The organism is Amycolatopsis sulphurea (assembly GCF_002564045.1).
Taxonomy (GTDB): Bacteria; Actinomycetota; Actinomycetes; order Mycobacteriales; family Pseudonocardiaceae; genus Amycolatopsis; species Amycolatopsis sulphurea.
Genome location: NZ_PDJK01000002.1, coordinates 3,299,443 through 3,325,331, shown reverse-complemented (window position 1 = coordinate 3,325,331; position 25,889 = coordinate 3,299,443). Strand labels below are relative to the sequence as shown.

Below are 25,889 nucleotides of genomic sequence, written 5' to 3'. Positions count from 1 at the left end.
TCCGGCACTGTACGCACCTCCGTGTCGAAGGCACGTGAGAGCATCTCGCCACCTGGCAGACGGACCGCGCGGAGCACAGCAGCATGAGCATCGGCAGGATGCGCGGCATCCACGGCGGTCACCCCGCCGGACACCATAAGCGACACGACCAACCGCGTCAGACCGTCCTTGCTCACACCGTCACGGTAGCGCTGACCCCCGACTATGCGCGAGAGATTGGCAGGAAACGTGTGGGCGACGCTAGGTTGATGGACCAGGAGAACTTGCATCAGCGCTCTGATGCTTCCGGTAGTCGCTTGCAGGGAAACATGCCGTGCTGGTCCTCAAGCACAACTTCCCTTCCAGGCAGGCTCTCGTACAACTCGGAGATGACATCCACCGAGTTCACCGCCTTGCAGTGAGCGCCGTCAGGCTCGGTCTGGACTAGGTACGCCGTGCCACACTCACACGCTGTCCCGAATGCATAGAACCTGCCGCGCAGCGCCTCGTCGACCAGGCCGGCGGGGTAGTACACGACGTGCTTGCCGCAGGCAGTCGGCAGCTCCACCATGCTGCCGACAGTCCTGCTTTCAGGAAGTTCCGTCGCGGGCTTCCACGGCCGTACCTCGATATGCCGCTCCATCGAACGAAGGTCTTTGCCTGCGGCGAAGCCGAGGTAGGCCGCATCGTCCACGGGCATTCCGCTGGACCACGCGACTTGTTCCGCCGGTGGCCACAACTGTGGCAACTCCTGCCTGGTGGTCACCTCGACCTGCAGGCTTGGCGTCGTGAACCGCACGCCGTGCAGCAACAGTTGCCCCAGCACGATGGTCATCGCGTAACCCTGCGGCCGGTCAGGCTCCGACAACTCACTGGCCGTCACCGTCAACGGCGTGACCCACGTCGAGGCGAGCCGGCTCTCTCCCGTGTACCCCCCGACCCAGAACTGACTGGCAGGAAGCGGTTGCATCTCGTCTCTGGCGTTCGACAGCCCACGGTATTCCGACTGCGGGAGCCCATAGCCTGCGCTGCGCTGGGTCTCGGACGATACGAGCATGGCCGTGAGGGCTGTCTTCTGGACCCACGCCGCGACGGCTCCCGCGTCCTCGGCCGCGATCTGCCCCGCTTCACCCAGGATGAAGGGTGTCAGGACCCGGGCGGCGACCGCCTCGAGGCGACTCATCCAGCCGTTGTTACAGCCGCCACAGACGCGCACCGTCTGACGGAACGGCGGACGCACACCCAGGTCCTGTCCTACGCGGTTCAACGGCCCGGCGCCGTGCGCCATTGGTTCCAGGTCCAGGCCGATCCGCGACAGCCAGTTCCCAAAGACATGCTCGGCGGTCAGCTTGCCGGTGAAGCCACAGAAGGGGCAGGTGGGCAAGGAGGCTCCTTGGTGTCCGCCGCCAATTCAGGTTGATGAACGTCGAGTTGGCGGAGATCGGCGTGTACGGCTCCGCCAACACGGGCGGCGCCTAGTTCCCGTCATCGACAGGTGATGAGCTGTCTGCCTCGATTTCGTCCACGTCGTCGAGAAGGTCTAGGGGCATGATGTACTGAGCGATTTGCTTGGCGACCGCGAGTGGCCACGGTAGGGCGATGGAATAGTCGTAGTGCGGGGTGGCCCAGCGGAGATCGTGCGTGAGTGCAGCCCAGTCTTCTGGGACGTCGCCGGGCTGGATTGCTGCGACGGTGAACTCGAGTGCGCGAGCGTTCCACACCATCGATTTGGTTGATGGGTTAACCAGTTCCCCCTTTCGCCATCGGGGTACGACCTTCGATGCGCTCTTGACTGCGCTGCTGGCCGTGCGGGGCTTTTCGCCAGTGCTGAAGTAGATGCGATCCTCAGCGATCCAGTAGCCGGCGGAGTGGCCTTCTTCCTTGGTGTTGGCAGCCCACGTGTCGGGTACCTCGTGGCGTTCGGTCGTGCGCAGACGGACATGCCGGAGGCCGGGGTAGCGGCTGATGTCTTGGGGTTGTTGGCCGAACTTGATGGTATCGATTGCCATGTCGGGGTTGTTGAGGTGCGGCCAACCCCACCTGAGATTCTGGGCGCTGGTGAGCAACAGCAGCGACGGGTACTGGCGGGCAACACTGCGAAGGACCTGCTCGAAGAAGCGGGTGATCTCTTCGGGGGTCCGCTTCTGGTCCGTGAGCATGTGATGCCGACTGATCTCGTGCTGTGCGCGGTGCAGCGGGGTCCACCGGACGTTGGGCGCGCAAGCCTGAACATGCCGTCCGGTCGGGTCGATGAGGACCGCAACGGGAACCTGACGCGTGATGCCTTCCCAACGACTGCGCTGGTTCTGGCGGACCAGCCAGAACGCGAGGTAAGCGGGTGCCTCGCGGACGCTTGTTCCTTCCGGTTGGACTGGAAGGTCGGTGGTACGGACTCCCAGTTGGCGCAGTAGGTCATACCAACTGAAACGCATCTTCTCCAGGCTCGAGTCAGATGCGGTTGCTCCTTGATCACCTTCGGCCGGGACCGGTTCTGGGGCTTCGGTGACGCATTGGGACAGCCGTCCGGTCCGGGACAGGCCGACCTTGATCGCGAACTTTGGGTCGGAGGTTCGTTGTTTGCCGGCGTACGACTTCTTGCCCTTGATCTCGACGAGCGAGATGGTTGGCACCTCGGCGTTTCCAAGCTCATCGCCGATCTTATCGATACGACTGTTGACGGCCGCTTGGAAGCGGTCCTTGTTGGTGATCGTCGTGTCGTCGCCGGCTAGCCCGCCGCCCCATGCGCCGACGGGGCGCACGGTAGTGAGGATGGTGAGTTCGTCGGTGACGATGGTTTCGGGTTTTCCGGTGAGGCGGTCTGTGTCCTCGGGTACTTCGATGCCGAGCAGCCTGGACAGGGTGGCACGGGCGTAGTTCTTGGTGTGAGTGGTGTCGTAGAAGATATCGACGCCCAGGGTCTCGCCGATGGTGTCCGCGATGGCCTTGCGCAGTTGGGCTGCCTCCGAGGCGGCGAATTTGGACTCCTTGAGCTTCTTGGCGTCCAGGAACACTTGGGAGCCCTTGCGCAGGTTCTCGACGGGAACCAGTCGATCGGCGAGGGTGTTGGTGACCCATTCGACGATCGGGACCTTGTCCGCGAGGGACGTCCCTGGGGCGACGGGGTGGTCGAAGGAGTACATGCCGTTGCGGAAGACGAGCGCCGCGGCGTTGGGCGCTGCCAGGTACGTGGTGGGTTTGCTCTTGAGCACCTCGGGGTCGGGAAGCTTCTCGGAAAGTCCGAGTTCCCGGAGGATCTTCCCGATCTTTCCACCTGACCAGCGAGCTGAGTACTCAAAGCCCTGATCGGTGTTCGGCGCGTCCTTCTTCCAAGACTCGATCGATGCCACGAGGAAGCTGCGTGATTGGTTCAGTCCCGGCAGCCACGGCAGGGAAGGCAGCATGTAAACGCTGTGCCCCTGGTTGAAGCTCAGCTTGGCTTCTTTATGCGCCCACCTGCGCGTCCCCACGGAGATGTGTACCAGCGGCTGCGAGTTGAACGCCCGGCTTTGAGCCGTAATATTGATCATGTAGGACAAGGGCCGGTGGGGCATACGGTGCGGTGGCCAGTTCATCACGCACGCGCCCTGCTCGGCGGGTGTCCGGTGGAACTGCGAGATCACCTGCTCGACGTCAGCCGGTTCGGCGTCCGCAGGGTCCGCATCGGGATTCTTCGGCATCAGGTGCACATGCTGGAGTCCCGGTGCGCTCAGTTCTGCAGCGATGACGTGCGGCAGGAGGCGGTAGAGTTCGTCGGACTGGACCTCGTCGGCGCTGTCGGAGGTCAACGTGGTGAAGTCGACATCTAACGGAGTCCAGACAAGATCGGATTGGTGCAGCCTGCCCAGGATCGCTTCGGCCTTGGCCGGGTCGGCTGCCGTAGCGCGGATCCAGGTCGCGATGATGGCGAACAGCGACTCGGTGTTCACCTCGACATCGCTGTAGATCCACGGCGCGTTCTCACCGATCGTCGCGCGCGTAGCGACTGTGATGACGTCGGGTACCAGGGCCGCGATCACGTCGTTGAGCAGCGTGATCGGGACCGAGCGGATTTCCTCGCCGTTCCGACGTGCCTTGGCGAGGGTGGTCAACGGCTTCTTCCAGGGCTCAGGGAAACGCAACAGGTACAGGCGGCGCTCCCACGGGACGTCGGTCCGCAGCTGGAATGCGGCGAGCTTGAGGTCTTCGTACTTGGGCTTGGCTGGCATGGGGTCACAGTCCTTCGAGCTGGGCGAGCGCCTCGTACAGGCAGCCGTAGAGAGTTTCAACGAGGTAGGTGTCGGGGTCAGCACAGTCGTCGGCGAAGTAAGGCGCCAGGACCTCGCGCAAGCCGATGAGCAGGCTCAGCGACGCGTCGTCGCTGCTGTTCTCCGAGCGGCGGGCCGCGTTCGGCGCGAAAGCCGCATCGCAGAAGTAGACCTCGGCTGGAACTCCGCCCCGGACCAGCCGGCCGATCACCTGCCAAATGGTGACTAATTGGGTCCACGCCAAGGCTTCGCGTTCCCTCACCGGCAAGTTGCTGTAGGCGAGTTTGAGGTTGAGCAACCACCTCCATTGGCGGTGGCCCGCGGAACGGAACGCGGTGGCGCACCGTCCCAGCGCCGTACGGTCGGTGTCTTCGACGACCGGGAACTTGCTGCGGATCTGGTGGGTCGCCCAGCGGTTGACGCGCTGGATGACATAGCTCAGGTCGTCGGGGCGCGGGTGGGGGCGGATGAGGAAGTAGGCCGCCCCGATCGCGGCTTGGCTGTCGTCGTTGAGGATGTTGTGTCCACGCTCGACTGCCAGCAACGGAGCGACCAGGATCCAGGCGGGTGTCCGTGCGAGGGTGTGCACGTCCCCGCGGCGCAAGCCGTTGGCGCCGTCCCAGGAGTCGGTGAACTCTTCATCATCGGCGACCAAGTGCAGCACCTGGTCTTGCCAGCTACTACGCAGGGACACAAGGTGTTGAGCCACCATGCGGGCTTCGGCGTAGCTGCCGACCAGCAGAAGCAGTCGTTGCCTGCTCGGCGGCAACGAGTCGCGGTGTTGTTCCAGGATGCTCTTGCCGGCACCCGGGTTGGCCAGCTCGGCGATCATCTGCCTCAAGGCCAGTTCGCGTTGTTCGCCGAACTTGCCCGAGACCTTGATGGGAGCCGTATTGTCTCCCGCGAAGAGCGGGAAGAACTCGAAGCGGCTGGCCCGCACGGCGGCCAGTTCCTTCTTCGGTGGTGTCAGGATCGCCGTCACTGGGATGTCGATGTGGTAGCGAGCCGACGTGCCTGCCCAACTGGTCCCCGACAGCAGTAACACGTTGGGGCCTCGGTCGGAGTCCGTGAGGAACAGCTCGTGGAGGTGCAGCAGTACCCAGCGGCCGATGCCGCTACAGCGGAAGAAACGCAGCCGCCCCATCTTGGAGCGTCCCCTGCGCTGATCGTGATCGTCGTCGAGATACTGGAAGCCCAGCACATTGCCCATCGGTGAGTCTGGGACGACCGGCTGGTAATCGGCAGGGGCGCGGTGGAACAGCGCGGAACTGGTGCCCTCAAGACCGAGTTCCATCTCCACGGCTCGGAACATGTCCATCGCGTGATCGAGCGACTTTGCCAGTACAGCGACCGCCAAGGTGAACTCGAGCCGGACGGCCTGTCGCTCCGGGTCGTCGATGGTCAGAGTCAAGCCTTGCTCGGCGAGTTCCTTGGCCGTGGATTCCAGCCACTCGCCGACCCGGCGAAGGCGGACGGACTCGTTGGCGTCTCGAAGGATTTGCGCTGTGAGCGTGACCATCCGCTGGGTGAGTTCGTCGTCGGTGTCCTTCGCGCCAAGGGGATCGTCGATCAATCCGTCGAACGCACGTCGCAACCGACGGTAGACCGGATCGTCCTCCCACCCGTCCACCGGGCGGTGGGTGTTGGCCTTGCTCGGCCCAAAGCCAGCCCAGGACTGGGCAAGCTGCTGGGACAGAGTCCATTCGGTGAAGTACGCCTTGTCCAACCACCGGCGTGACAACGCCGGTTGCGGCCGGGCGCCGTCGCGGGACAGCGCCGAGTACATGATGTCCACCGCGATGTTGGCGTTGTCGAGATTGACCATCCAATGCCGCACCAGTGGCTCGTGCATAGGCTCACGCCCGGCTTGACGGATCGTCCTTTTGGTACGGTCGATGACCTCGTCGAGCCAGGCGTCGTAGTCCTCGCCGATGAGCTGCTGTTCGGGGCTGAACACCGAGTCCAACTGCGCCTGAACCTGGTCCGCCTCGTCGACGATGATCAGGTCGCTACGGCGCCAGGCGAGCTCGAGGTAGCGCAGTCGCTCCTCGTTGAGCTGCTTGGGTATCGGGGTGTGGATAAGGCTGGCCGTGGTCGCCACCCATACGGTTGCGTCGACCAGTTCGCGCGAGGGCTCATGTCGTTGACACGTGTGCCACGCCGGGCACGTGTGGGCCTTCGGCTTATCGTCGGTTTCCTCGGGGATGAGACCCGCGCAGGGCGAATGCCGTAGCTCCCAAGGCGTCGCCGAGTGGTCGCGCAACCCGTCCAATGAGCAAGAGGTGCTGGTGAGATCGAACATCCTGTCCCCTGCGGGCGCGATGCGACCGTTACGCGGGTTGGTCAACCGGTGCAGGCGGGTTAGGTGCTGGACGCGGTTCGACTGACCGAGCACGGGGGCAGCGCGGACGCCGAGCGCTTGGAGGTGCACTGTCTTACGCAGTACCGACGTAACGTTGTCGGCGACTACACAGACGCGTTTGTTATTGAGGTGGCACCAGAGGAGGAGCACCTCGACCAGGGTGCTTTTGCCAGCCCCGACCATGCCAATCATGTGCATGATGCCGGCGATCGTCAGTTTCTCGGACTTGGAGAAGCTGTTGTCGCCCTGGCGGACTTCGAGCGTTACTCGCTTCAACCTGTCGACCCAGTTCGACCGCAAACGTTCGGGCCAACCCAGCTCAGCCTCGCGGTCATCACCCCAACGTGCCGCGGTAACCAGCTCCGACCACTCCAGCTCGATCGCGTCGCGATCACAGCGCGCCAGTACGTCGTGACCGCGACCACCGGGGTGGATCGGAAACCAGTCAGGGATCGTGACGCTGGTTCCCATGTCGGCCTGGTTGAAGTAGCGCCCTGCCTCGGCGACCGTGATCTTGCTCGTGAGGTCTGGTGGCGGATTGGACAGGACGTCTTCGTAATAGTCGAAGCGGTCGGTCAGCACGGTGGGAACACGTCGTGAGGTTGTTCCCGAGTCGAGGTCGACTTCATAGCCTCGAATGGTCTCGGGCAACTCCGCGTACTCTTCCAGTGCAGCGCGCCAGTCCTCGCGGTCCTTGAACCACAGGACCAGGTGGCGTGCTACTCCGATCATGGACTCGTGTTCTGGGGCAACCGGTCTGCGGCCGGCAGTCAGGAACGGATAGCCACCCAACAGTGCCCAGGCGTCCAGAACCGACTGGTCTGGAGCAACCTGCTCGACGAGGTGCAAGACCAGCTCGATATCGACCAGCCGCAACGCCGTGCGACTTTCGAGCGTCTCGTGCTCGCGCCGCAGGAGCTTTGCGGGGTCCTTCTTCCACGTGTTGCTGTCTCTCACGCCTGCGCCTTCCGAAACTCGCGGACCACCCGGTCGATGAACGTCTTCTCTGACACCGCCTCGATCCTGGACTGGCCCTTCAACCAGGTGCAGTGGTTGCGCAACGCCCGCAGGTACTCGGGACGACCCGTCGTCTGCTCTTTCGCGATCACGATGAAGCCTCGTTCGGCTCCACGTGGCAGCACGAACGGCCGCTCGGTCAACCGCCAGGCCAGGCGGACTGGATTCGTCCACGACTTCACATCTGCTGCCCACGGCACCTCGACCGGCAGGACATCGCAGGCGTCGAAGTCCGGCCACAACTGCGCGGTCACCCCCGCCCGCGCCAGCGCCTTGGCGATTCGAAGCTCCGCCCGGCCAGGACCAGACACGAACATTCGCAGCTCACGGCTTAGCCAAACAACGCCCTCCGAGGCGAGCAGGTGTTTCTTGATCGTCGTGGGCGCAGGACAGTCCCACTCACTGCATCGACGGACACCATCAGCCTGCACGGTCCACAGGTGACCGCAGCCTCCGCACACAACTGCCTCTCCTGTGGCCAAGGCTTCCGCCGGAGCCGCGCGGTAAGCGCCCCGCAGATGCTGAGCGAGTAACGCGAATCCGGGCTGAGCCATCGTCACGAGTAGGTCTCGCTCCGACATGGCGGGCTTCTCCACCAACAGACGCCGGAAACGAACGTAAGCAGCGGCATCGTCGTTCGCTTTGCACACGTCCAGCACCCCGTGGATAAGGAGACGTTCGCGAATCTCGCCTTCGACGTCCCCGCTCACGACCGCCCATTCCAAGCACGCCTTGGTGGGCTTGCCGTCCATCAGGAGCGACTCGTCGTCGTTCAACCCCTCCACCGCCGGGCGGAACGGCCACTGCACGAACGGACGATGAGCCCAGGCTGCCAAGTCCATGACGCTGTGCGGCACTTCGGCACCGGCAATCACGCCCATCGCGGTCAACCGATCCAGCGCGCGCTGCAGCGCGGCCGGGTACGGCACGGGAAACGCGCCCTGACGCTCCAAGCTCTGTGACAGCTCGACCAGCCCGCTGGCTGCCAAGCTGATGACCACGGTGTCCCACTCGGCCGGCCACGGCCGCGTATGCACTGCCGAACTCGCTGCACCGCCAGCCAGGGACGTCTGTCGCACCATGCGCGGCAACCTAGACCTCACCACCGACAAAAACGGGGCCGCTTGCAGCCCACGACCACGAACGAGGCAGCCAAGTAGCCCAATCGGACTAGTCGATAACTCTCAGTGCCAAAGTTGTCTGCCGTGTTGGTCGTGCACACCCAATAGCGGCAGGACTGACGGGTGTGACGTCACCGATCGCTTGCTCGTAACCTGCGGCCTTCTTCGGACGACCTTCATGGCAACAGCATCAGCACCTTGCTGGCCGACGCAGGTCTCTGGTGCCTTGCGCTGTCGTGCACATGGTGCAAGATGCTTCTGGTGGTCAACACGAGGACGTAGGGGGATACGGCGAGGTGGCGGACGATCCCAGGCTGGCCGCTGAGCAGCGGGCGCGGGCACTCATCGACCAGCAGTTGGTCGAGGCCGGATGGTTGGTCCAGGATCGGAAGAACATCAACTTGTTCGCCGGCCCGGGGGTCGCAGTCCGCGAGATGATCATGGCCAAGGGGCACGGCCGCGTGGACTACCTGCTCTACGTCGACAAGCGGGTGGTGGGGGTCATCGAGGCCAAGCCGGTAGGGACCACCCTGTCCGGCGTCGAGTGGCAGTCCGCCATGTACGCTGAAGGGCTGCCGCCTGAAGTTCGACTTAAGGCGCTGACTGTGGACGGGCGCTTACCGTTCGTGTTCGAGGCCAGCGGCACGGAGACCCACTTCACGAACGGCTATGACCCCCAGCCGCGGGCCCGGCGGCTGTTCAGCGTCCCCAAGCCCGAGACGCTCGCCCGCATCATGAGGGACGCAGAACGTGACCCCGGCCGGCCGACCTGGCGGGCCAAGGTCCGGACCCTGCCCGCATTGGACGAGCGACCAATGCGCAAGGCCCAGGTCACCGCGATTCGTGGAATCGAGAGGTCGCTGGCCGAGCAGCGGTTCGACCGTTCGCTGGTACAGATGGCCACCGGCGCCGGGAAGACCTACACGGCTGTCGCCGAGTCCTACCGACTGCTCAAGAACGGCGGCTTCAACCGGGTGCTGTTCCTAGTCGACCGCAACAACTTGGCCGATCAGACGCTGGCCGAGTTCCAGAACTACCGTACGCCCGACGACGGACGCCGCTTCACGGAGATCTACAACGTCGACAAGCTCAGCAGCGCGGGAATGCTCGGCTCCAGCCACGTGGTGATCTCCACGATCCAGCGGGTGTTCAAGGCGCTCAAGAACGAAGAGACCACCGAGGGCGACGACCCCGGCCTGGACGGCTACGTCCCCGAGGCGCCGGTCACCGTCACGTACAACCCGCTGTTGCCGCCGGAGACCTTCGACCTCGTCATCGTCGACGAGGCGCACCGCTCCATCTATGGGGTCTGGCGAGGGGTGTTGGAGTATTTCGACGCCCACGTCGTTGGCCTGACCGCCACCCCCGGCAAGCAGACGTTCGGGTTCTTCCGCCAGAATCTCGTGTCCGAATACACCTATCCCGAGTCGGTGGCCGACCTGGTCAACGTCGACTTCGACCTGTACCGGATCAAGACTCAGATCACCGCCGACGGCTCCTCGATCGAGGCCGGCACGGTCGTGCCCATGGTGGATCGCCGCACCCGCGTCCAACGCCTGGAGGCGCTCGACGAGGACCTCGTCTACACAAGCAGGCAGTTGGACCGCGCGGTAACCTCAACCAGCCAAATTCGGCTGGTGTTGGAGACCTTCCGCGACAAGCTGCCCGAGATCTTTCCTGGCCGGTCGACCGTGCCCAAGACACTGATCTTTTGCAAGGACGACAACCACGCCGAGGAGGTCGTCACCACCATCCGGGAGGTGTTCGGCAAGGGCAACGACTTCGCCGCCAAGATCACCTACAACGCGAAGGATCCCAAAGGCCAACTCCAGGCATTTCGCACTTCGACGGTTCTGCGGATCGCGGTCACCGTGGACATGATCGCCACAGGCACCGACGTCAAGGCGCTGGAGTGCGTGTTCTTCCTGCGTGACGTCCGCTCGGCACAGTACTTCGAGCAGATGAAGGGCCGGGGAGCACGGACGATCGCTTCGGCCGACTTCCGCGCGGTCACCCCGGACGCCACCGAGAAGACCCGGTTCGTCATCGTCGACGCCGTCGGTGTCACCGAACACGACTTCGTGGACCCGCCCCTGAACAGGCAAAAGGGCATCAGCCTGAAGAAACTGCTGGACAAGGCAGCCACGCTCACCCTCACCGAGGACGAGACGGCTACCCTCGCGTCGCGCCTGACGGCCTTGGAGTTGCAGCTCACACCGGCCGAACGCGGCGAGCTTGACCAAGTCGCTGGAACCTCCGTCCAGGCGATCATCCGCGGTCTCGTAGACGCGGTCGACCCGGACAGGCAGGCCCACGCCGTCCAGGGGGCCGCCGACCCGGCCGCCGCCGTACAGCAGCTCCTCGATCACGCGATCGAGCCACTGGCGGCCAACCCAGAGCTGCGTAATCGGATCCTCGAACTACGCCGCGCTCACGACCAGATCATCGACGAAGTCAGCGTGGACGTGCTTCTTGACGCGCACGGCGTTGTCGACACTGGGCGTGCCCGGTCCCTCGTCGAATCCTGGGCGCAGTACCTCGCCGAGCACCGCGACGAGATCACCGCGATCCAACTGATGACGGAGGCGCGTGAACGCCGCGTCTCCTTCGACGATATCCAGGAACTTGCCGACCGGATCAGCCGCCCCCCTTACAACTGGACTCCCGATGTGATCTGGGCCGCCTACGAAGCAATCGAGGCTGGCCGGGTCCGGCGTAGCACCCGGCATACTCTCACTGACCTGGTGTCCCTCATGCGCTTCACCATCGGCGAAGACGAAGAGCTGGTCCCTTACGCCGACCGAGTTCGCGAGCGCTACGCTGCGTGGCTCACCCAGCAAGAACAGGCTGGAGCGAAGTTTAGCGAGACCGAGAGGTGGTGGCTCGACCGCATGGTCGAGGTAGTGGCATCTTCAGCCGGCATCACCCCCGAGGACCTTGACCGTGCTCCCTTCACCGATCGCGGGGGTACCGACGGCGCTCTTCGTGACCTTGGCAGGGCCCGCGCGGCCGAACTACTGGACGAACTGAACAAGGAACTGCCCGCATGACGCCGCTGCCGCCTATCCCGGATGGTTGGACATGGGCACCGCTCGGTGAGATCGCTGATGTCGTTGGAGGGGTAACCAAGGACACGAAGAAGCAGTCGGATCCGAAACTCCCCCTCGTGCCGTACTTGCGTGTCGCCAATGTCCAACGCGGCCGTATCGACGTCACATCGGTGGCTGAAATCCGCGTACCGGAAGCCACAGTCAGACGGCTTCAACTTCAGCCGGGCGACGTCTTGCTGAACGAAGGCGGTGACCGGGACAAGTTGGGGCGAGGATGGGTGTGGGAGGGGCAGATCCCGAACTGCATCCATCAGAACCACGTGTTTCGGGCGCGAATCCGCAACAAGATACTGCACCCAAAGCTGCTCGCCTGGTTTACCAACGAGTGCGCAAAGGGCTGGTTTGAGAAGCACGGCAAGCAAACGACGAATCTGGCGTCAATAAGTCTGTCGATGATCAAGCAGCTCCCAGTGCCAATCCCACCTGTGGTGGAACAAAAACGGCTGCTAAATCTACTTGAGGACCATCTCTCCCGGCTCGATTCGGTACTGGCCACCTGCTCTGTCACAACCCTACGCCTTGCCCGACTACGACAGGCGGAACTTAATGCGAAGTTCGGTCTGAGCGACGACGACTCCATCGCGCTCGGCGATCTTCTGGTGGGAATTCAAGCCGGGCGGTCTGTGGGCGGTTCTGCCCCACCTGCCGTTGAGAACGAGTGGGGAATTGTCAAGGTTAGCGCTATGACGTGGGGCGAGTTCCGCCCACAGGAGAACAAGGCTATCCCTGAGTCGCTGGTGAACCCGAACTTCGAGATCATGCCTGGTGATCTGCTCGTCAGCCGCGCCAACACGAGTGAGTATGTGGGGGCGCCGGTCCTTGTAGGCGAGACGCGCCGCCGTCTCCTCCTCAGCGACAAAAGCCTGCGGCTTATGCCGAGGAATGATGTTGATCCCGAGTGGCTCTGGAGAGCACTTCAAGCGCCAAGCGCGAGGCGTCAAATCTCGGCGGCAGCCACGGGCACCAAAGACTCGATGCGGAACATCTCGCAAAAGTTGCTGATGGGCATTCGGTTGCCGAGAGTTGAACCAGATGCCCAGCGCTGGCTCGCAAAAGCATATGCAGAGCGCGACTCGGAGCTCAAACGTATCGAGCGAGCTGCGAAATCTGGAACTCTACGCGTAGAGGCGCTCCGCCGGGCCGTGTTGAATGCCGCATACTCGGGGGCGTTGAACGATAAGATCGAGGAGCATGCTGGTGTCTGACGCGCGTCGATTGGTCGACAAGCTGTGGTCCTACTGCAACGTGTTGCGTGACGACGGCGTTGGCACGATCGAGTACACCGAACAGCTCACCTATCTACTCTTTCTCAAGATGGCACATGAGCGCGCCCAACGTGAGCTAAACCCACAGCAGATCGTCCCGTCGGAATACTCTTGGCAAACACTCCTAGACGCCAAGGGTGACGCACTAGAGACGCAGTACCGGCATATCCTGGAAGAGCTCGGGAAACGACCGGGTGTGCTAGGCACGATCTTCCGCAAGGCCCAGAATCGCATCCAAGACCCCGCGAAGCTGAAGCGGCTCATCGTCGATCTCATCGACAAGGAAAATTGGTCAGCCACCGGCACCGACATCAAGGGCGACGCCTACGAAGCGCTCCTCTCCAGGGGTGCCGAAGACATCAAGTCCGGCGCTGGGCAGTACTTCACGCCACGTGCGGTAATCCAGGCAATTGTCGACTGCGTCCAGCCGACCGTGAAGGACACGGTGGTCGACCCTGCAGCCGGGACGGCTGGGTTCCTCCTCGCCGCACACGAGTACGCGTCACGCGGTTCGGAGTCGATGACCCGAACCGAGAAGAACCACCTCCAGCACGACTTCGCCTACGGCTATGAGCTTGTCGACGGGACGGCCCGCCTTGCCGCCATGAACATGCTTCTGCACGGCATTGGCAACCCCGCCGGTGACTCGTTGATCGAAGTTCGTGACGCACTGATCAGCGATCCCGGCCAACGTTGGTCGGTTGTCCTGTCCAACCCTCCGTTCGGTCGCAAATCCTCGTTGGCGATGGTTGGGGCCGACGGACTCGAAGCCCGTGAGGACCGCGCGATCGAGCGGCAGGACTTTGTCGTCACCACATCGAACAAACAGTTCAACTTCCTTCAACACATCGCAACGATCCTGGATATCAACGGCCGTGCTGCCGTCGTACTCCCGGACAACGTGCTGTTCGAAGGCGGTGCCGGCGAGACTCTGCGACGCAAGCTGCTACGTGACTTCGATCTGCACACCATGCTGCGCTTGCCGACCGGCATCTTCTACGCACAGGGTGTCAAGGCGAACGTACTCTTCTTCGATAAGAAACCCGCAGCCGAACGTCCCTGGACCGACAGGCTCTGGATCTATGATCTGCGCACCAACCAACACTTCACTCTCAAGCAAAACCCACTTCGTCGCCAGCATCTGGACGACTTCGTTGAGTGCTACGCACCCGAAAAGGCCCGTTCAGAGCGAACTGAGTCTGAGCGATTCCGGTCATTCACCTACGCCGAACTGATTGCGCGAGACAAGGTCAACTTCGACGTCACGTGGCTCCGGGATGAGTCGCTCGAGGACACCGACAATCTTCCAGCACCTCACCTCATCGCGCGCGAAATCATCGAGGACCTCACGGCGGCGCTGGTCGAACTCGAAGCCGTCGCCGCGGCGCTCGAACCGGCATCTGACGGAACGCCCGCCTGAACATCGACCACACCACCGTCTTGACCAAGAACTGCTGGAGGACGGCGTGCCGACCCGCGACACCCACGGATGGCCCCAATCTTGAGCGGGTGGGCTACCTGGCCGCGTCGTCGTCCGTCGGCATAGCGGCCCGGCAGTATCCGTTCTTTTCGTCGGCGTCAGCCGCGTCGGCCCGGTCGGTCCGAACGTGGAAACCCCGACCGGCGCGCAGTGGGCGTCACGCATCACTGACCGCCAGCGCAGCCCGACCGCGATGACGGGGCGAACGGCCGGATCCTGCTCAGAAGCCGGATCCGGCGATGGCCGTTATCGTGCGGTGCGCCAGGGCCGTCCCGGTTCTGCATTCTTCCCAGGAGTTGCGTGTAGTAGCCGTCGTCGCGAGCTTGCGCGTATCCGCCTTGGGCCGCCGAGCGGTTGCCCAGCAGCGACCACGCTGCACTCGCCGCGTCGCGAACTCCAGGGTCGCCACCGTGGCCTTGAGAGATGTCAGAGAGAAGGGCGAGGAGCGCTTCGGTCTCGTCGCCGCTGAGCAGCGTGTCGGCGTCCAATGGTCCGCGGTTAGTCATTTCGCCTTTCCTGGAGCTACGACCTCGAATCAGGGCCGGGGTGTGGTCGGCAGGTAGTGTGGCCTACTCGTCAGGCTGGCGTCGCTTGTCGCGGGTGTAGATGACTGCCGACTTGCCATCGCCGGGGCTCCGGCGGTCCAGCTCAAACAGCGTGGTCGCGGTGATCAGGTCGCTGAGCTTGGCATAGCCGTAGTTGCGGGAGTCGAAATCCGGGCGTTGCTTGGTGATGATGTTGCCTACGGATGCGAGCGGAGCCCAGCCATCGTCGTCAGAGGCTGCCTCGACGGCATTGCGCAGCTGGTTCACCAGCGCGGTGTCTGCCTTGAGTTGCGCGGCGGCCATGGCGGTCTTCGGCTTGGGTACGGCTTCCGGCAGTGCGGTTGGGCCGTGGGCGTAGGTGAGGTTCTCGGTGTAGAGGAACTTGTCGCAGGCCGCGACGAAGGGCTGTGGCGTCTTGCGCTCGCCGAATCCGTACACGGTGAGGCCGGACTCGCGCAGTCGCGCGGCGAGTCGGGTGAAGTCGCTGTCACTGGAGACGATGCAGAATCCGTCGAAGCGACCCGAGTACAACAGGTCCATCGCGTCGATGACCATCGCCGCGTCGGTGGCGTTCTTCCCGGTCGTGTAGGCGAACTGCTGAATGGGCTGGATCGACTGGGCCAGCAGCTGGTCCTTCCACCCCTTGAGACTCGTGCCGGTCCAGTCGCCGTACGCGCGTTTGACATGCGCTGTGCCGTATTTGGCGACCTCGGCCAGCAAGCCTTCGGTGATCGACGGCCGCGCGTTGTCCGCGTCGATCAGCACCGCGAGCCTGGCTGCGTTCTCGCCGGCCATGGATCATGCACCCCCTTGTAGTCGTCGACCCCTGCGGTGGCAAGGCGCCAGCCCTGCGCCACCGACCCCGTTGGATCATCCACGGCCGGGTGGTTCGCTCGGATGAGCCACCCCGCTGACCAGCCCGCATGTCACTCGTTACCGTGACACGCGCACCGCGAATGCGCACGCGACAAACGCCTGGTCATACGGTCTCTCCCGAGACCGCACAGAGGAGTTCCATGTCCGCCAGCAGCACGTCGTACCTGGCGTTCGTGCCCCAGCACGCGCCCACCACGCACAGCGTGCTGGCCATGATCGATCGTGGTGATGGACCCGAGGCCGAGACGCTGGTCAGCTTTTCCGATGCCCCGTCGGCCACCATGCTGGCCGCCGCACTCAACGGCTTCCTGCTGCACCAGGTCACCGCCGAGCGGCGTCTGGAAGCGGTGCTGGACGGTGCGCCCGATCCGGTGCGGAAGGCGGTCTCCGCGCTGCTGCCTGTCCTGGCCACGGCCACCGCCGATGATCCGGCGGCCCTGCGAGTGGCCCGGCAGCTCCCGACTGTCGGAGACGATGGCTTTTTGCTGTTCCCGACGACCAACTGCCCTGGCCGGTGCGAGGTCTGCGGGACGTGTCGTGACGATTGCGTCGGCTGCTCGGAGTGCGCCGACGGCGGGTGCGAGGTCTGCCTCCCGGTGACGCTGACGCCGCGCACGGCCGCGGTGCTCGGCCATGCACTGGCCATCCTCGCCGACGAGGCGTACGACTACATCTACCGGACTGGAATGTGCCGCGACGGAACGCCCGGCCCGCTGGGCGCGGTGGTCCCCTGTGTTGCCGACCAGGACGAATGGTTCCTTCGCCGCTACGCCCGTGCCTTCGACGACCTCAGCTCGGATCTCCAGATCGGCCGGTTTCCCACACCGACCTGCACCGCCGAGGAGATCGCGCTCGACCTGGCGATCCAAGATGCCGAGCGGCTCTACGACGACGAAGACGAACTCGTCGCGGATTTGGAGACCGAGCTACCGGCCTCGCGATCTGACTACAACTGGGACACCCTGCAGGACGTTCTGTTCCAGGACAAGGACTACGAAGGGCTGCTCAGCTACCGCATCCCGCTCGAACGGGACGAGGCCGAGCGTTGGTTCGAGGAGTTCGGCAATGTTCCGCCGCGCGACCGTCATCGTGGCTTCCGCCGATAGCTGTCCCTCTGTTCGCCGGCCGGCACGCCTTCTGGCGATTGACCTTGTCTTGAGATCGCTGAACGAACCCGGTGAGGACGGCCGGCCGCGGACTCACAGCCGTCGCAAACCATCCAAAACTCGCTGGAGGAAGCCGAGATTCGACGCGGTGCTCTGCCGTATCGCCCGCGTCGCTGCGGCTCTCTCGTTCGCGAAATCGGCGTCACTGGTCTCGGCTGGTGGCTCGTCGTCGAGCCTCCCGACACGCGGCAGGTACGCGGTGACCGCGTCGTATAAGTCACCCTCCGGCGGGGACAAGAATTCTGGTGGCATGGTTGGGTTGTCATCGCCAGGAACGAACCGATGCTGCCCGACGTACTCATCCGGAGGGTCGCGGATGAGCGGTTCTCCGGTGTCGGCGTAGCGGCGAACACGCGCGCCATGTGCGGCATCGGCGGCCACGCGGTCATCGCCGACGCCTCACCCATCTAAGCGGGTGAAGACGTGTGTCGTCGTTGGAAGCAATCATGGTTGCGGCAACGCTCTCCGGGCGTCGTCGCCCTTACTGTCCGTCGTGTCAGATCAACCGTGCTGTCAACGCGGTGAATCGTTCAGGCGCGTGAGCTTCCAGAGCGCTGATGCGGCGGGCATGAGGCGCCGATGCGGCGGCGAGCGCAGTGACCTGCGGATTTTCCCAGTTGTAGGTGGACCTACGCGCGGGTTGGCGGCGCCGGTGGACATGTCCGAGTGCCAATGAACGAGACGACCTGGCCCGATGCGAAACGGTCAGGTCCTGTGTCGTGCACGTAGCGCTTGCCAGTCAACGGGTCTGATGCAGTCCGGATGATCGGCGGGGATGATCAGGGTCGCTTCGGGATCGTCGCTGAGCCGCTTTTCGTTCGCCCATCGGACTTGTGCGGGCGAAAGGGTCGGTGGTCGAAAGTAGACTTGTCGGTTGGCGCGCCATGCTCGTGCTTGCGCGACTGCCAGGAACGCCAGCAGCGCTGTGAGCAGTGAACCGAATGCGCAGCCACCCGCAATCCACGCGACCGCCATCCCGACGTCTAGTTCCTCGCGGACGTGACCGAGGTGGCGACCTGCGCTGCGGGCTGTGGCATCCACCTGAGCCAGCGGCGTAGGAGTCCAATCAGGCCGGTCACCTCGGCCAGCTTCGCTGGTGCAGCAGCGAACCCTTGGTCGGTGAGCTGGTAGTAGCGGCGACGTGGCCGACAGGGGTTGGCTGGGTCAGCGTCTTCCCAGCGGGAGCACACCAACCCTGCGGTCTGCAATCGAAGGAGAACCGGGTAGGTCGTTCCGGGCATTAGCCCGGTTCGTTCGTAGATCTCCAGGCCGTACAGTCCTTTGTCCGGCTCGGCAAGGAGGGCGCTCAAGACGGCTCGAGTTTTCTTCGTCATCGGGGCACCTCTGCGTGGGCTGGAATGGCGGTTATCCGTGATCGCCTGTAATCAGGCTTCGGGTGCGGTGTAGCTGCTGCTCGAAGGCGGACGCGTTGGTGTCGCGTCGTTTCCAGCGGACGGCCAACCAGCGCAGGGCGGCGGCGCAGCGCGCGGCGACGAAACGGCGGCGCGCCTGGCCGTCGTTGACCCCGAGCTCGGGAAGGAGCGCGAGCCACAGGTCGTCGTCGATCGCACGTGCGCTGGGATGCTCGATGAGTTCCGCTGCGTCGTAGGCGGCGTCGGAGTGTCCTGCGAACTCCCAGTCCAGCGCATAGATGGTGCTGATGAAGTCGTGCCAGTGCCAGTTGTCGAGGTTGCCGTCGCCGTGGGAGAGCACACGTGGGGCCGGTTCGGCGAGCACGGCGGCGTCGCCGCGGTCGTGCCAGATCCCGATCAGCGCGGCCATGTCGCGGCTGAGTGGTTCGTCGGGGTACTGGCGGAGTTGCTCGGGCCACATGGTGATGCGCCGGATGAAGTCGCTCACCGAGTCCAGCCGGCCCAGGCTGGCGAACGGTCCGAGCGGAACCTGGCGGATCTGGTCGAGGGCGGTGACCATCGCGGGGAGAGCGGTGCTCGGCCTGTCCAGCGCGGTGACGGGCCGTCCAGGTACGAACCTCAAGCCGACGGCGGGCAGTTCGGGATGCGGGTCGTGCCACAACGCCGTTGAGCAGGACTGGATGTGTGAGCCGCACATCCTCAAGCGCACCGGTCTCACGATCCGCGAGCATCAACGGCGCACCGTGCGCAACCTCGTCCGCCTCCGGGACCTCGCGCCCGAGCTCCGATGGCTGCCGACACTTCAAGGCTGGACCCTGTCGGACTATGCAAGGTGCGCTGACCTCTACGACCGGGCCGGGATCGACCTGGCAGCCGAGCCACTCGTCGGAATCGGGACGGTGTGCCGGCGCCAGAGCAGCGCCGACGTCGAGCGCATCATGCGCGCCTTCGCCACGCGCAACCTGAACCTGCACGGCTTCGGCATCAAGATCACCGGCCTCAATCAGTACGCCGAAGCTCTCCGTAGTTCGGACTCGATGTCATGGAGCAGGCGTGGCCGCTACGTCCCCGGATGCGGTCCGAGCCACCGCACCGAGTCGAACTGCCTGCGCTTCGCGCTGAGCTGGTATCGACAGATCCAAACCACGCTCGGTTCGGCAGGACTGACAGGGGAAGGCGTTCACCCCGCCCCGTTGGCGAGGGTCGCGTGAGGGCCGTCGCCGCGCCGCTTGCGCTGCGAGCTCACTGCTCGCCGCGTACCTCAGTGCTGTCCGGTTCGACGAGCGAGACGTCACGTGGCGCGTCGATCCCGAACAGCTCGTTCGGCGTGCACCGCAACGTCGTGCACAGGGCCTGCAAGGTCGCCACCTTGACCTGGACCGGCGGCTTCTTGATCAGCACGTCAACCGACTGGAGAGACAGTTCGAACCCGGCACGCTGGACGAGGAGCTCGCGCAGTTCGGTCGCGTTCCAGACGTTGCGGGAGGCCATGACCTTCCGCAGCCGCCACTCGATCTGCACCCGCTGCCCCGCCCATGCTCCCTCGCTCGCCGCTACCCGAAAGGAAGGTTCAACACGATGCCGCCTGCCAATTGCGACCCCCGCAGTGGTCACCTGTCCGCAGAGCCGCGGGCTCGACACGTCGTGCGCGTCGGCGTCTACCAGCGATGGCCGACTGCAGGCGAAAGCGACTTCCTGCAGTCCTACGTCGACTCCCAGCCTGATTGGCGCATCGCTCTTCGCAGGAGCGACTACGGATCAGGTGCCACGTTGAAGCGTTCTGGGCTGCAACGAGTGCTGGCCGCGGCCCGGTCCGGCGCCATCGACGTGCTCGTCGTCCGCCACATGTACAACCTGTCCCGAATAACTCAGCACCTCGCCTTCCTGCTCGACGAGCTGACGTCGCGCGGTGTGCGGGTTGTCTCGGTCGCTGACCCCGGTCTCGACACCGAGACCCCGTTCGGCCTCTTCCTCGTACGCGTGGTGACTGCCGTCGCCGAGATCGAGTACACGGGCGCGCGCGCAGATCGGCGCGATCGCCTTCGCCACGAGCAGGAGTCCGGCGACGAGTCGCCACTTGCGGGTTAGTCCGCAACGCAACCGGCAGATGTGCCGGGCCAATGCGGCGACCAACGCCGTCCCCATCCAGAACGACTCACAACGAGGTGTTTGTGAACAGCGCCTATTTCGGTTCGGACGACGAACTGCAGGCAGACGTCGCGCTCTGCGTCCAGCGACCGTCCAGTGATCTCGAACCCGGTACACGCGCGGTGATCTACCTGCGTGTGTCCTCGTCCGGACAGGTCAAGACCGATTACAACGACGAGGGCATCTCCATCCCGGCACAGCGTGAGTCATGTCTGCGCAAGGCGAGGGAACTGGGCGTCACGGTCATCGACGAGTACGTCGAGCCCGGACGCTCGGGAACGGAGATGACCAAGAGGGAGGCGTTCCAGCGCATGCTCGCGCGGGTACGCAGCCAGGGCGACGTTGACGTCATCATCATCTACCAGCTCTCGCGTATGGCGCGGAATCGCTACGACGACGCGGTCGTCATGGCAGATCTGCGCAAGCGCGGTGTCACCCTGGTGTCGGCCACCGAGGCCATCGACGACACCCCGGTCGGTCAGCTGATGCACGGCATCCTGGCCACGTTCAACGAGTACCAATCCCGCCAGTCCGGTGCCAACATTGCTTACAAGATGGGTCAAAAAGCCCGCAGCGGCGGCACTCTCGGCCGCGCGAAACTCGGCTACCTCAACTACATCGACCACTCCGATGGCCGAGTAATTCGCACGATCATCGTCGATCCCGAGCGGGCACCGATGGTCAAGCTCGCCTTCGAGCTCTACGCCACGGGCGACTATTCATTAGACGAGTTGGCCGATGAACTTTACGACCGCGGACTCCGCACCCGTGCCACCAATAGGCATCCGGCGAAAAAGGTGTCGATCAACAAGCTCTCGCAGATGCTGCGCGATCGCTACTACCTCGGCTACGTCGACTACAAGGGCGAAGAGATCCGCGGGCGACACGAGGTCCTGATCGACGACGAGGAGCTCTTCGACCAAGTTCAGGAAGTCCTCGAATCCAGGCTCACTGCGAAGGAACGCCGCCGCGTTCACCACCACTACCTCAAGGGCTCGGTGTACTGCGGCTACTGCCGACGTGCCGGCAAGACGCAGCGGCTGGCGATCCAACGGACGGTCAACCGCCACGGCTACGAGTACCTGTACTTCTTCTGTCGCAACAAACGCGACGGAATCTGCCCAGGCCCGCACGTCCACGTCTACCAAGTCGAAGAGGCCATCGAACGCCACTACGCCAACATCCGATTCCGTCCTGAGTTCATCGCGGATGTCGGCGCGCACATCGACACCGTCATCAACGAACAGGAGGTCGCTGCACGCCTGCTGCACAAGCAGATTGCCAGCCAACTGCGGGAACTCGACACCAAGGAGGAGAACTTGATCGACCTCGCCGCCGACGGCACACTGCCGCAAACCAAGGTCAAAGCCAAACTACGCGATATCGGCGCAGAACGACGACGCCTCACCCAGCGGCTCGACACCGCCCGTGCCGACCTCACCGACAGCGCTCGGCTCATCCAGGCCGCCCTCAAGTTCCTGGAAGCCCCCGAAGAGCTCTACCGACGCTGCAACGACCAACAACGGCGCCTACTCAACCAAGCGATCTTCCACGGCCTCTACATCGAGGACGACCAGGTCACCGACCAGGACCTCCACGACCCCTTCGGACAGCTTCACGCCCTTCAGCGCGAACACGTCCCTGGGCCTAGGCTCGCGACGACTACTCGCTCGCCGCGTGGAAGCAGCAAAAAGGCCACCCGCTCAGCGGATGGCCCTTCAACTTCCGGCGTTGCCCTCTTGCTCAGGGGCGTTGACGCGGGCAAGGGTTCCAATAACAACCCTAGGGTGGACCTTGGGGAGCTTATTACAACCCGAAAGACCAGGTCAGGGCCCTAGAAAAGCTCCGCGAGAAGCTCCCCGGCCTCGATCGACCCGAACCGGCGCCGACCAAGCGGGACTGCCCCCGACGAGCCCGGCAACTCAGCGACGAGCAAGTCCAGCAGCTGATCGCCGGCTATCAGTCCGGCGCGACGGTATACGAACTCGGTGACCGGTTCGGCATCGAACGACGAACGGTCAGCACCATCCTCCACCGCCACGGCGTGCCGATACGCCGCCGCGGCCTGTCGCCTGAGCAGATCGACGATGCCACCACCTCTACAACCTCGGCTGGTCCCTGGCCCGAGTCGGCGACCACCTGGGCGTCAACCACACCACCGTGCTCAACAAGCTACGAGAACGCGGCATCCCCACGCGAGACACTCACGGGCGCCCGCGCGTCGAAGCAGGTAGTGTTCGATGAGACGGCGTGCAGCTATTAGGGCATCCGCGAGTATCGCCGCGCGCACGAGGATCGGCTGGACCTACCGGCATGGAACCGTCGCCGGGCCGAACGAAACAGCCCGCGCACACACTGATCTGCTGGATCGTCACCGGCCTGATCAGCCACTACAGCCATGACGACCGGGGCCGCGGTAGTCACGACTTATTGGTGGCCGCCGAGAGTTCCAGGGGCGGCTCGGTCTGCCGGCATGGGCCGCGGCTGGCGAGTGCACGGAGACCAATGCCGGAGAGGACGAAGATCGCGGCAAGGAGGAGCCAGCCCCACGTGCCGTGGGCCAGTGCGGTGGCGGAGATCAGCAACGGGCCGAGGGTGTTGCCCGCAGCGTAGGCCATCTCGGCGACACCCTGGTAGCGGGCCTGGTTGTGCGGGTCGGCCAGTTCGAAGGTCAGGCCCCAGGCGCCCGCTTCGCCGTACGACTCGCCCGTCGACATGACCAGCGCGGCCATGAGTAGCACGCTGGTGGCGATCACGGTCCCAGCCAGGCCTGCGACTGCGAAGGCCACGCATGAGATGGCGATCAGTGTGGTGCCGCGCAAGGCGGCCCAGCCGGCCAGGCGGACGTCGTGGGTGCCGCGGGAGGCGGCTACCTGGGTGAGGATGACGACGATCGTGTTGATGACGAGGACCAAGGACACGGTGACGCCGGGGGCGGTGGTATGGCCTGTGATCCAAAGCGGCACGCCCATCTCCAGTAGTGCGAAGTACGTCGCGTTGACGCCGACCAAGAATGCCACCGCGAGGTACCGCGGGTCGGTGAATGGGGAGCGTGGCTTCCTCGGTGGCGGTGTGGTGTGGGTGTGCTCGATGTCGGCGGCCGCGACGCGTATGGGGTCGGTCAGTTTGGCGCGGGCTTGTGCGGACGTCAGGGATAGGCCGCTGACGATGGTGATAGCACCCACGCTCACCACGGCTGCAGTGAAGGACACTGGGGTGCCGACGGCCAGCGCGACGCCGCCCAGGAGAGCGCCGATGCCCGTCGTCGCGTTCGTGACTACCCGCAGGCGGGCGCGGATGCTCACCCGGTCGGGACCGGTGTAGGCATCGGCGATCAGTGCAGCTCGAGCTGTCGTGCAGATGTACCGTACGAACGAGATGGCCGTCGCCAGGGCGGCGAAGGTGACGAAGCTCGTCACGAGGGTGGAGCAGGCGACCAAGACCCCCAGGAAGACCTGCGCGACTGTCAGGGTCCGCCTACTGCCGGCGTGGGCGGCGGCATACCCGCCGGCCAGGGCGCCCAGAACGCCCGCTATTCCGGCGAAAGCCAGGCCGATGCCGATTTCCACCGCGGACAGGCCGATTACCTCGGAAAAGAAGATTGCGCTCACCGCGTAGAACAGGCCAGTGCCCAGACTCGTGGTCGCCGTGGCCCACGTGAGGACTCGGGTGGCCTTGTCTTTCGCGTTTATGGTCCCGCGGATTTCGGTCAACGCAGACGTGACGGTGCCCCGCAAGAATCCCGTCCGTCCTCCCCCTGGAATGGACATGGGCGGGACCATACCGGGTTCTCCTCAGACTGCCAAGCATGTAGATCCACTTGACCGTTGACACCCGCCGGCTGGGCGTCGCGGCAACCGCTCGCCCTCGACGAGGGTCAGCTCCTGCTGCTGGTCGCCGAGCCGCGCACGACGACGGAACTGGCGAGAGCTCGGTGACGCCGGCGATGGACAGTCAGCGGCCCGGTGAGCTGCCCCGGGGAGTCCGGTCGCGGCACGCTGCTCGGGCGGCGCAAGTTGTCCCGCCGCATCGAGGTGGGGACCAGCTGGTCGGAGCAGCGCCGGGTGAGGGATTCGAACCCCCAGTGGACCGTGGTCCGCCCGCCTAGTTTGCGGGTGCGTCTTCCAATTCCGCCACCCCGGCGAGTGTCATCCTAACGGTGATGTGTTCCAGCACACAATGCTCCATGACTACGTTGGCGTACCCTGGCGCTAAGGGAGAGGTGCTCGTACGTGGTTGTCAAGCCGCAGGGGGAACATGCGCGAGTTCGGGGGTAACGGGGCGATGGTGAGTGCGGTTTGTGCTTGGTCTAGAGGAACGTCGCAGCAGCGTCGGACGAGGCAAAGGGGGCTGTGTTGTAGGTCTTCTCTCAGCCCTCTGCTGGCGTGGTAGGTGCTGCCTTCAGAGTCGGACAGGGCGGCGAAGGCCGCGAGGAAGAACGCGCGTTTGAGTTGCTGGTCCGGTCGGGTGCTCGCCCTTGATGCCGGTGCCGGAACTACGAGTGACAGGTGCTGTGTCAGCGTAGGCAGCCAGATGTCCGAAACTGGCGAATTTTCGAGGAGTCACCAATCTCGAGGAGAACGTGGGTGACGGTCCTAACTTCGATGCCGGGCGTGGAGGTTCAGGATCCATTGAGAGGGTGCGCATCGAGCATCCCCGCGTGATTGGCTGGCGATGTTAGTGTTGCTGGAGAACGGTTTGAGGCTTTCGGCTGACCTCGGCAGGACGGTGTTAGCGGCTGCGGCATCTGGGATGGTTTGGTCGCCGGGGGGCCATGGTCGCTTCGACCAGTTTTGTCGCCCACGCGAGATGTGTGGGTTTTGGCGATCGCGGTGGGTTTGTGGTCCGCTGTGAAGATTACGGCTAATCCGCTGCGGCGGACCAGGATCTCCGGCACGGCTGGGTGGCTGACTTCGGTCCGACGGCCACTCGAGGCGAGGTGGGTGGCGGTGAGGCTGCGGATGCAGTTGCTGATGAGCTTGCCTCGCCGGCTAGGTCGTCGAACCCGACTAACACCCCGATTCGGCGAGCGCCTTGTCACCAAGGTCGAACGGTCGCAGCGTGTATTGCGGGAAGCATTGCGGCGCCAGCAATGATGAAGGCGTCCCTGGCGTTAGTTCGCGTGGCCCGGCTAGAGATCGGCGATGGCGCACAGTGCCGCGTGACTCGGGCGTAAGCCAGGCCGGACCTGGTGACATAGCTT

19 protein-coding genes, 1 tRNA gene and 1 pseudogene are annotated in these 25,889 nt (G+C 64.3%); 7 read left to right on the top strand and 14 right to left on the bottom strand.

The window, feature by feature from the left end; all coding sequences use genetic code 11:
* Nucleotides 1-268: 268 nt before the first annotated feature.
* From ATK36_RS21315 to ATK36_RS21300, 4 genes are all read right to left on the bottom strand, one after another.
* Entirely contained in the window at nt 269-1,363 is a 1,095-nt protein-coding gene (locus tag ATK36_RS21315; RefSeq protein WP_098513131.1) for a hypothetical protein, read from the bottom strand.
* A gap of 91 nt (nt 1,364-1,454) precedes the next feature.
* Nucleotides 1,455-4,184 carry an RNaseH domain-containing protein gene (locus ATK36_RS21310; protein WP_098513130.1) on the bottom strand — a complete coding sequence of 910 codons (2,730 nt, stop codon included), beginning with the start codon at nt 4,182-4,184 and terminating at the stop codon, nt 1,455-1,457.
* Nucleotides 4,185-4,188: 4 nt separating this feature from the next.
* A complete protein-coding gene (locus ATK36_RS21305; RefSeq protein ID WP_098513129.1) occupies nt 4,189-7,542 on the bottom strand; it encodes a pPIWI_RE_Z domain-containing protein in 3,354 nt (1,117 codons plus the stop codon).
* On the bottom strand, nt 7,539-8,684 hold the full coding sequence (locus ATK36_RS21300; protein ID WP_141544496.1) for a restriction endonuclease-related protein: 1,146 nt from the start codon (nt 8,682-8,684) through the stop codon (nt 7,539-7,541). The genes ATK36_RS21305 and ATK36_RS21300 overlap by 4 nt, the downstream gene beginning before the upstream one ends.
* Before the next feature lie 335 nt (nt 8,685-9,019).
* Between ATK36_RS21300 and ATK36_RS21295 the strand changes: the two genes are divergently transcribed.
* From ATK36_RS21295 to ATK36_RS21280, 3 genes are read left to right on the top strand one after another with little or no spacing between them, the layout of a single operon-like run.
* A complete protein-coding gene (locus tag ATK36_RS21295; RefSeq protein ID WP_211291921.1) occupies nt 9,020-11,773 on the top strand; it encodes a type I restriction endonuclease subunit R in 2,754 nt (917 codons plus the stop codon).
* Nucleotides 11,770-13,038, top strand: coding sequence for a restriction endonuclease subunit S (locus tag ATK36_RS31595; RefSeq protein WP_141544495.1), 1,269 nt, complete (start codon nt 11,770-11,772; stop codon nt 13,036-13,038). The genes ATK36_RS21295 and ATK36_RS31595 overlap by 4 nt, the downstream gene beginning before the upstream one ends.
* Nucleotides 13,025-14,518, top strand: a complete 1,494-nt coding sequence (locus ATK36_RS21280; protein ID WP_098513125.1) for a class I SAM-dependent DNA methyltransferase — start codon at nt 13,025-13,027, stop codon at nt 14,516-14,518. The genes ATK36_RS31595 and ATK36_RS21280 overlap by 14 nt, the downstream gene beginning before the upstream one ends.
* Nucleotides 14,519-14,742: 224 nt before the next feature.
* Here the strand turns inward: ATK36_RS21280 and ATK36_RS32960 are convergent, their stop codons facing one another.
* Nucleotides 14,743-15,066, bottom strand: coding sequence for a hypothetical protein (locus ATK36_RS32960; protein WP_141544494.1), 324 nt, complete (start codon nt 15,064-15,066; stop codon nt 14,743-14,745).
* 81 nt (nt 15,067-15,147) lie between these two features.
* The gene (locus ATK36_RS21275; protein WP_098513124.1) at nt 15,148-15,918 is read right to left on the bottom strand and encodes an NYN domain-containing protein; all 771 of its coding nucleotides are present in this window, start codon (nt 15,916-15,918) and stop codon (nt 15,148-15,150) included.
* Nucleotides 15,919-16,139: 221 nt separating this feature from the next.
* On the opposite strand from ATK36_RS21275, the gene ATK36_RS33705 reads away from it, so the two are divergent.
* Nucleotides 16,140-17,105 carry a hypothetical protein gene (locus ATK36_RS33705; protein ID WP_245914964.1) on the top strand — a complete coding sequence of 322 codons (966 nt, stop codon included), beginning with the start codon at nt 16,140-16,142 and terminating at the stop codon, nt 17,103-17,105.
* Between the two features lie 93 nt (nt 17,106-17,198).
* Here ATK36_RS33705 and ATK36_RS31585 read toward each other — a convergent pair whose 3' ends face one another.
* The 3 genes from ATK36_RS31585 to ATK36_RS32955 form a co-directional block, all read right to left on the bottom strand.
* Nucleotides 17,199-17,546, bottom strand: a complete 348-nt coding sequence (locus ATK36_RS31585; protein ID WP_141544493.1) for a hypothetical protein — start codon at nt 17,544-17,546, stop codon at nt 17,199-17,201.
* A gap of 602 nt (nt 17,547-18,148) precedes the next feature.
* Nucleotides 18,149-18,499 (bottom strand): PadR family transcriptional regulator, encoded by a 351-nt coding sequence (locus ATK36_RS21265; RefSeq protein ID WP_086784451.1) that lies wholly within the window; start codon nt 18,497-18,499, stop codon nt 18,149-18,151.
* Between the two features lie 31 nt (nt 18,500-18,530).
* Complete coding sequence (locus ATK36_RS32955; RefSeq protein WP_245914962.1) at nt 18,531-19,235, bottom strand: phosphotransferase; 705 nt, start codon at nt 19,233-19,235, stop codon at nt 18,531-18,533.
* On the opposite strand from ATK36_RS32955, the gene ATK36_RS21255 reads away from it, so the two are divergent.
* Entirely contained in the window at nt 19,120-19,749 is a 630-nt protein-coding gene (locus tag ATK36_RS21255; protein WP_245915385.1) for a deazapurine DNA modification protein DpdA family protein, read from the top strand. The two genes, ATK36_RS32955 and ATK36_RS21255, sit on opposite strands and share 116 nt — an antisense overlap.
* Nucleotides 19,750-19,780: 31 nt before the next feature.
* On the opposite strand, the gene ATK36_RS21250 is transcribed toward ATK36_RS21255, so the two are convergent.
* Complete coding sequence (locus ATK36_RS21250) at nt 19,781-20,059, bottom strand: helix-turn-helix domain-containing protein (RefSeq protein ID WP_098513123.1); 279 nt, start codon at nt 20,057-20,059, stop codon at nt 19,781-19,783.
* Between the two features lie 57 nt (nt 20,060-20,116).
* Between ATK36_RS21250 and ATK36_RS21245 the strand changes: the two genes are divergently transcribed.
* Nucleotides 20,117-20,626, top strand: a complete 510-nt coding sequence (locus ATK36_RS21245; protein WP_098513122.1) for a recombinase family protein — start codon at nt 20,117-20,119, stop codon at nt 20,624-20,626.
* 83 nt (nt 20,627-20,709) lie between these two features.
* Nucleotides 20,710-22,524 carry a recombinase family protein gene (locus ATK36_RS21240; protein ID WP_245914960.1) on the top strand — a complete coding sequence of 605 codons (1,815 nt, stop codon included), beginning with the start codon at nt 20,710-20,712 and terminating at the stop codon, nt 22,522-22,524.
* On the opposite strand, the gene ATK36_RS34450 is transcribed toward ATK36_RS21240, so the two are convergent.
* The 4 genes and pseudogenes from ATK36_RS34450 to ATK36_RS34760 all read right to left on the bottom strand — a co-directional run.
* A complete protein-coding gene (locus ATK36_RS34450; protein WP_098513120.1) occupies nt 22,521-22,727 on the bottom strand; it encodes a hypothetical protein in 207 nt (68 codons plus the stop codon). The two genes, ATK36_RS21240 and ATK36_RS34450, sit on opposite strands and share 4 nt — an antisense overlap.
* A gap of 379 nt (nt 22,728-23,106) precedes the next feature.
* Nucleotides 23,107-24,399, bottom strand: a complete 1,293-nt coding sequence (locus ATK36_RS21225; protein ID WP_170069834.1) for an MFS transporter — start codon at nt 24,397-24,399, stop codon at nt 23,107-23,109.
* 345 nt (nt 24,400-24,744) lie between these two features.
* Nucleotides 24,745-24,829: transfer RNA gene (locus ATK36_RS21220), tRNA-Ser, on the bottom strand.
* A 262-nt stretch (nt 24,830-25,091) separates the two neighbouring features.
* Nucleotides 25,092-25,307 (bottom strand): annotated as a pseudogene (locus ATK36_RS34760) (transposase); the annotation flags it as partial.
* Nucleotides 25,308-25,889: the final 582 nt, after the last annotated feature.

What these genes read in the sequence shown, in the direction of transcription:
- ATK36_RS21310 (WP_098513130.1), bottom strand. Translation starts at nt 4,184, where the DNA reads ATGCCAGCCAAGCCCAAGTACGAAGACCTCAAGCTCGCCGCATTCCAG.
- ATK36_RS21300 (WP_141544496.1), bottom strand. Translation starts at nt 8,684, where the DNA reads ATGGTGCGACAGACGTCCCTGGCTGGCGGTGCAGCGAGTTCGGCAGTG.
- ATK36_RS31595 (WP_141544495.1), top strand. Translation starts at nt 11,770, where the DNA reads ATGACGCCGCTGCCGCCTATCCCGGATGGTTGGACATGGGCACCGCTC.
- ATK36_RS21280 (WP_098513125.1), top strand. Translation starts at nt 13,025, where the DNA reads ATGCTGGTGTCTGACGCGCGTCGATTGGTCGACAAGCTGTGGTCCTAC.
- ATK36_RS21275 (WP_098513124.1), bottom strand. Translation starts at nt 15,918, where the DNA reads ATGGCCGGCGAGAACGCAGCCAGGCTCGCGGTGCTGATCGACGCGGAC.
- ATK36_RS33705 (WP_245914964.1), top strand. Translation starts at nt 16,140, where the DNA reads ATGTCCGCCAGCAGCACGTCGTACCTGGCGTTCGTGCCCCAGCACGCG.
- ATK36_RS21265 (WP_086784451.1), bottom strand. Translation starts at nt 18,499, where the DNA reads ATGACGAAGAAAACTCGAGCCGTCTTGAGCGCCCTCCTTGCCGAGCCG.
- ATK36_RS32955 (WP_245914962.1), bottom strand. Translation starts at nt 19,235, where the DNA reads ATGTGCGGCTCACACATCCAGTCCTGCTCAACGGCGTTGTGGCACGAC.
- ATK36_RS21245 (WP_098513122.1), top strand. Translation starts at nt 20,117, where the DNA reads ATGCCGCCTGCCAATTGCGACCCCCGCAGTGGTCACCTGTCCGCAGAG.